A 7,096-nucleotide genomic window follows, 5' to 3' on the forward strand; every position below is an offset into this window, starting at 1 on the left:
TTGGGGAATGAAAAATAGCTGAGGAGCGCGCATAAACATTTACACCTGTAAACAAGCCAAAGAAAACAAAAATGGCACGAAAAATTCTCAAAAGAGAACTTTGGCGTAAAAATACACAAAACAATACAGATTGCCCCCGCTTTGCACTATTCATGAAGCACTCTTTAAAAGAACTTCATGAACCTCTAACAAGTCCACTCAAAACAGCCACTGCTCTATGACGCTTTTAACAAAAGCACATGCCTCTGTAACCAAAGAAAAGGGGCACCCAAAAACTGCTTTATTTTAACTGCTGAAGATCTCTCCCCCACATTTATGTAGAAAGACCTCTAAACAAAACTGTTTAGCGCGTCAATGGTTAATACATCAATATCCCCATAAATATAAAGGATAAATTTGCTCAACCATATCCCCTTATTCATAGAGTGAACCTTCAAAGGACACCTAATCTATGAGTTTTGAAGGTTTAAGAAACCTTCAAAACCTATCTATAAAACCTATCAAGGCACATAGTTCATTTGTCTTGATTAACCCGTAAAACGAACAGCAAAATTCACTATTTTGCTGATCTTACCTCATGTCATAGGCTGTGGATAAACAGCCTTTAATAAAATTTCTTTTTAAGCAGGTTGTGGGTCTTTAGCACCCTTTTCTTATTTTATTATTGCTATTTGTTTTAAATAGATCTAGCAGATTTTATTTAAAGTTTTTTGACACTGATAGATCAACGCTTATAAAGCGGTGGGGTTTTATTATAAATGCTTCAATCTCATAACAAACCACTGACATTACGCTCTCTGTTACAATCCTACCGTGATCATACAGAAAGTGCGCGCGATAGAGGAACTTCTTTTGAAAAGTTTGTAATTGCTTATTTGACGAAAGACCCCCTGCAATGCCAAGAATATGAAAAGGTTCAAACCTATTGTGAATGGGCAAAAGAGCATGGGGAAGATGGGCGTGATATCGGCATTGATCTGGTTGCTAAAATTCGTGATGAAGAAGGATATGCCGCTATTCAATGTAAGTTTTATAGTGCAAATCATCAGATCAAGAAAGAAGATATTGATAGCTTTATTGCTGCCTCGGGAAAAAAGATTTTCACACGCCGTATTCTGGTTGATAGCACCGAAGGTAATTGGAGTAACAATGCCGATCTCACCTGTGAAGGACAAGGAGTCCGCATTCAACGGATTAATCTTTTTGATCTGGAAAACAGTCAAATAGATTGGTCAACCTTTGAAAGCAAAGGGGAAGCTACTCTTAAGAAAAAAGAACCGAAAAATCTTTTAGATCATCAACAAGAAGCGCTTAAAGCTGTTTGTGAAGGGTTAAAAGAAGCAGACCGCGGCAAGCTGATTATGGCGTGTGGAACGGGAAAGACCTTTACCAGTCTGAAGATAGCAGAAGCTCTTGCTGGTCAAGGTAAACGTGTTTTATTCCTTGTCCCCTCTCTTTCTTTAATGTCACAAACAATAAGAGAATGGACAGCAGATACAGCAATCCCCTTGCGTTCCTTTGCGGTGTGTTCTGATACACAAGTTGGCAAGCGTCGTAAAGCCCAAGATGATGCTGCCGAACTCGATGTCTCGGATCTCGCTCTACCAGCAACAACAGATTCTCAAAAGCTTGGAGAAAAAGCCAATAAGACTTCTCCTGATGCAATGACTGTGGTCTTTGCTACCTACCATTCGATCCAGGTGATTTCGGATGCGCAAAAGAAATATGCTTTACCGGAATTTGATCTGATCATTTGTGATGAAGCACACCGTACCACTGGAGCTGTGTTAGGAACAGACAAGAGTGAATCTGAGTTTATCAAGGTTCATGACAATAGCCTTATTCGGGGCAAGAAACGGCTGTATATGACAGCAACACCTCGTATCTTTAGTGACAATGCCAAAAAACAAGCTAATGAGATTGATGCCGTTCTGGCTTCTATGGATGATGAAGAGCTTTATGGCAAAATCCTTTATTCTTATAGTTTCTCCCATGCTGTAAAAAATGGACTTTTAACGCCTTACAAGATTATCGTTTTAGGTGTTGATGAAGGAGAAGTGAGTAAATCTATCCAGCATCTGATGACAGATAAGAATTATGAACTTATTCTTGATGATAGAACAAAGATCATGGGTTGTTATCAAGCTCTTACCAAAATGGATCTGAAAATTGATCTTGGAGATGATACAAGACCCATGCATCGGGCTTTGGCTTTTTGTAGAGATATTAATACTTCTGAACGCATATGTAGAACATTCAACGATGAAGAAGTTAAGAAAGATTTACGTGAGCTTCATGAAAACCATAAAAATATTCCCCCTCTTAACTGTCAAGCAGATCATATTAATGGAAAATCTGGTGCCAAAAACCGTACGATAAAACTTGATTGGTTGAAAGAAGATGCGGGTGAGAATGTCTGCCGTATATTAACCAATGTACGCTGCCTTTCAGAAGGTGTTGATGTTCCTTCCCTTGATGCGGTTATGTTTTTACACCCACGTAAAAGCCAAGTGGATGTGATACAAGCAGTGGGACGTGTGATGCGTCGTGCAAAAGGCAAAAAGATGGGCTATATCATTTTGCCGGTTGGTGTTCCTGCTGGTGTTTCACCAGAAGAGGCATTAAAAAACAATAAGAGATACAGTGTTGTCTGGCAAGTTCTCAATGCTTTGCTTGCCCATGATGAGAATTTTAGTAAAACCCTTAACCAGATGGTCTTAGGGCAAGACGTAAGCTCTATTATCGACATTGTTACAGTTTCTAAAAAGACCGAATTAGAGAATGTCACCACGGTTATTGACGAAATCACGCTCCACGAAAAATCGGAACAATCCGGACTTCGTATTGGGACACAAGCTCATGAACCGCAACATAGTCATAGCGTAACAGGAAGATTACCCTTTTTTGTTGAGTTTCCCAATGCTCTTAAAACACTGATTGTTAAAAAATCTACTATGAGTGATTATTGGGGCATTTGGGCGAACAATGTTGCTGAGATTGCACAAAACCATATCACACGCCTTCAAACTATGCTTTCTGATCAAACAAGCGAAGCTTATCATGCCTTTGATACGTTTTATAAGGAATTAAAAAACAACTTAAACAGTGAGATAAAGCAAGAAGAAGCCGTTGAGATGTTAGCGCAACATCTTGTAACGCGTCCTGTGTTTGAAGCCTTGTTTGAGGGCAATGAATTTGTACAAAACAATGCCATTTCGCAAGCAATGGAAAAAATCTTAACAGAACTCGATAAAACCAATATTGAAGAAGAATCCAAAGAATTACAAGAGTTTTATGACAGCGTAAAATTCCGTGCCTCTGGCATTACCGAACCACAGGCAAGACAAAATCTTATTATCAAACTTTACGAAGATTTTTTTACCAAGGCATTTAAGAAAACCACGGATAGGCTTGGGATTGTTTATACCCCCGTTGAGGTCGTGGATTTTATCATTCATTCTGTTGATGATGTTTTACGCAATGAATTTGGAAAAAGCTTGGGGTCACGTGGTGTTTCTATTCTTGACCCTTTCACTGGAACGGGTACCTTTATCACAAGGCTTTTACAATCAAAGCTCATCAAACCAGAGGATATGGAATATAAGTTCCGTCATGATATCCATGCCAATGAGATTGTTTTGCTAGCGTACTACATAGCAGCCATTAACATTGAATCGACTTATCATAGTTTGAAGAAAGGAGAGTATACTCCTTTCAAACATATTGGTTTAACCGATACATTCCGGATGCTTGAAAAACAAGATCTGATGAGAGGTTTACTAGAGAAAAACAGTGAATATTTAGAACTTCAGAAAAACCTCAATATTGAAGTTATTTTTGGGAATCCTCCTTATTCAGTAGGGCAAAAAAGCGAAAATGATAATGCAAAGAACAGCCCTTATCCCATATTAGATGAACGTATCCGTAAAACTTATGCTGCTCAATCGAAAGTAACGAATATACGAGCACTTTATGACAGCTATATCCGTGCCATTCGTTGGGCAAGTGACCGTATTAGTAATGCTGGGGTAATAGGCTTTGTTTCTGGTTCTGGTTACATAGAAAAGCCAACAATGGATAGCTTACGAAAATCTTTAGCCAAAGAGTTTACGAGTATTTATGTGCTTAATTTACGGGGGGATATTCGTAAAAATATGTTAAGCGATGGGAAAGCTCAAGAAGGTGAAAATGTTTTTGGCAATGGTAGTATGACTGGTATTGCTATAACATTGTTTATCAAAAATCCCAATGCTTCCGGAGATTGTAAAATTTACTATCATGACATTGGTAATAATTTCACGACAAAAGAAAAACTTACAGCTCTTGAATACTTTGGTAGTATTGATGGCATTACACGTGAACAAAGTTGGCAAATGATCACGCCGGATGAACATGGTGATTGGATAAATCAACGTGATGAGAGTTTCAAAACATTCCTAGCCCTAGGTGATAAGAAAAGTCATGGTAAAAAGCTGTTTGAAAATTTTTCTCGCGGTATTATGACGAGTCGTGATGCTTGGACATACAACTCAAGCCCTGAAGCTCTAGCGAAAAACATGAGTAATATGATTGCCTTCTATAACAGTGAAGTGGAACGTTTTAATGATACTTATGCACACACTGACCGTAAAATACATACCAATGTTGTAAATAATTTTGTAAATTCAGATGAAAGTAAGATAAGTTGGAGCCGTGGACTTAAACAAGAGTTGACAAAAAGAAAGTTTTTTGAATTTGAAGAGACATGCCTCATACCAAGTCTGTATCGTCCTTTTACACAACGATGGCTTTATTATAATCGTACCTTCAATGATATGGTTTACCAAATGCCGCGGATATTTCCTATAGAAAAAGCGACTGAAAATAAAGTGATACAAGTTTCTTCTGTAGGAGCAAGAAGTGGATTTTCTATCTTGATGACTAAAAATGTACCTGATGTGAGTGTAATAGATACAGGTCAATGCTTTCCACGCTATATTTACAAAGATGATACGGTTTCAAAAAGTAAAAATGAAAAACAATCCCATTTATTTTTAATTTCTACAGAAGAAAGTAAAACAGCTGGTTTACAGAGGCGTGATGCCATTACGGATGAAGGGCTAGCACATTTTCAAGCTGCTTATCCTAATGAAAGCATAACAAAAGATGATCTATTCTATTATGTTTATGGGATTTTACATTCAGAAGATTATCGTATACGTTATGCTGATAATCTCTCTAAAGAATTGCCTCGTATCCCTTGTGTTAAAACTGCTGATGATTTTTGGATGTTTGTTACAGCAGGGCGTGAACTTGGTCATTTGCACGTAAACTATGAAACTGTAGAGCCTTATCCCGTAACCTTTAAAAAGGGTAATCCCAAACTGACTGACATCTCTAATCCCGAAAAATTCTATTATGTAACTGAAATGAAATTCGCAAAAGCAGGTAAAGAGAAAGATAAATCAACTGTTATTTATAACAGCAATATCATCATGACAGACATCCCTCTTGGAGCTTATGAGTATATCGTTAATGGCAAGCCTGCTCTTGAATGGGTTATGGGGCGTCAATGTGTAAAAACTGATAAAAAGAGTGGTATTGTGAATGATGCTAATCGTTATGCTGTTGAAACCGTTGGAAATCCTGCTTATCCATTGGAGTTGTTTCAAAGGGTTATTACCGTAAGTTTGGAAACAATGAAAATCGTTAAGAACTTACCAAAATTAGAAATTAGAGAAACTGAATAGATTTATAAGACATAATAATCTCACAACGGGTATAAGGTTTTATACCTATAGGTTCTATGCCCCTTTTATAAATTGCTTACATACAATCTTTAAAAGAATAGTTTATATGCGTTATTCTAAAAGATAAGGCTTTGCACTTTTTAAAACACTGTACTTTGGATTGCCTTTAAGACTTTTAAGAAACCCTATCTTAAAGTGAATATGCTTCTTTTACATTGCCTTTAAAAGATTATACCGTAATCTAAAATGATAGCTTTATTGTTTTCAAAAGCTTTGTTGTGAATACTTATATTACTTTACGCTTTTAATTCCCTAATTTTTGAAAAAAGTATAAGCACCCCCAAAACCCCTACAAAATATATATTACAGGTTGTGTTTATAGAGTGCGTTCAATATAGGTTGTTTACATTAGAGCCCCTTATAAACAAAATTCACAAAAAAAATTAAAACCATTTAGTAAAAAAACTGATAGGTTATAAAGATAAAAATACGCATTATGAGAGCGTTTCTAAATATTATAAATGTATAGATTCAGAAAATAACGCAATCGTTTTATAAATCTTATAATATAGCTTTAAAAGCACATAAATATAAAAGAAGCAATTAATAAGCATAAGTTATTATCAATACACAACGTATTTAAAAAATAAGAAAAAATATCAAAAAAGATAAAATATTATTTGACAATAAATACGTATTTTGTTATATAAATAATCAAGTGATCAAAACACTTTACGTTAAGCGGGTAGGTTACGAAACGACCTTATCCACTTCTTAAAATACTGACTATCTTTTATGCTTTTGTTAGCATATATAGTGATTTTGTCGGGTGTAGCTATGCCATACAATACCCTTTTTAGGGGAAAGCATAGCAACGGACTTAACGCCGTGTTTTGAGCGCCCGGCGCCTTTATAAGGTGTCAATTTCAAAACTTTTTACGTTAAGAAAGAATTTCCAATGAAAAAATACGAATTTACCAATGAAAAATTCACTTTTGATGGTCTTACTTTACACCGCATTCGTGCTCTAAGAGATTTTGATGATGTTAAGGCGGGAGACCTCGGTGGTTTTATTGAAAATGAAAGTAACTTATCCCATGATGGCAATTGCTGGGTCTATGATAATGCCGCGGTTCTTTTCAATGCAACTGTTTATGAAAATGCTAAAATTTATAATGACGCGAAAATCTTTAGAGGTGCCAAGGTGTATGGCAATGCTATCGTTAATGGCAAGGCATTGGTTTTTGATACAACCGCTCATATTTATGATAATGCAAAAATTCATGATAACGCTAAGGTCTGTGGGCATGTTTATGGTTATGCCGTAATTAGTGATAATGCTACTATTTCTAATGGTGCCAAGGTTT

Annotated in this window: 1 protein-coding gene and 1 pseudogene; both read left to right on the forward strand. The window is 36.4% G+C overall.

Annotated elements, in window-relative coordinates; genetic code table 11:
• Positions 1-758 precede the first annotated feature (758 nt).
• Complete coding sequence (locus ACFIKR_RS08335) at positions 759-5,729, forward strand: DEAD/DEAH box helicase (RefSeq protein WP_375659524.1); 4,971 nt, start codon at positions 759-761, stop codon at positions 5,727-5,729.
• A gap of 958 nt (positions 5,730-6,687) precedes the next feature.
• Positions 6,688-7,096: pseudogene (locus tag ACFIKR_RS08340) on the forward strand (hypothetical protein); the annotation flags it as partial.

The sequence above is a fragment of the Bartonella sp. MR30HLJHH genome, assembly GCF_042194195.1.
Lineage (GTDB): Bacteria > Pseudomonadota > Alphaproteobacteria > Rhizobiales > Rhizobiaceae > Bartonella > Bartonella grahamii.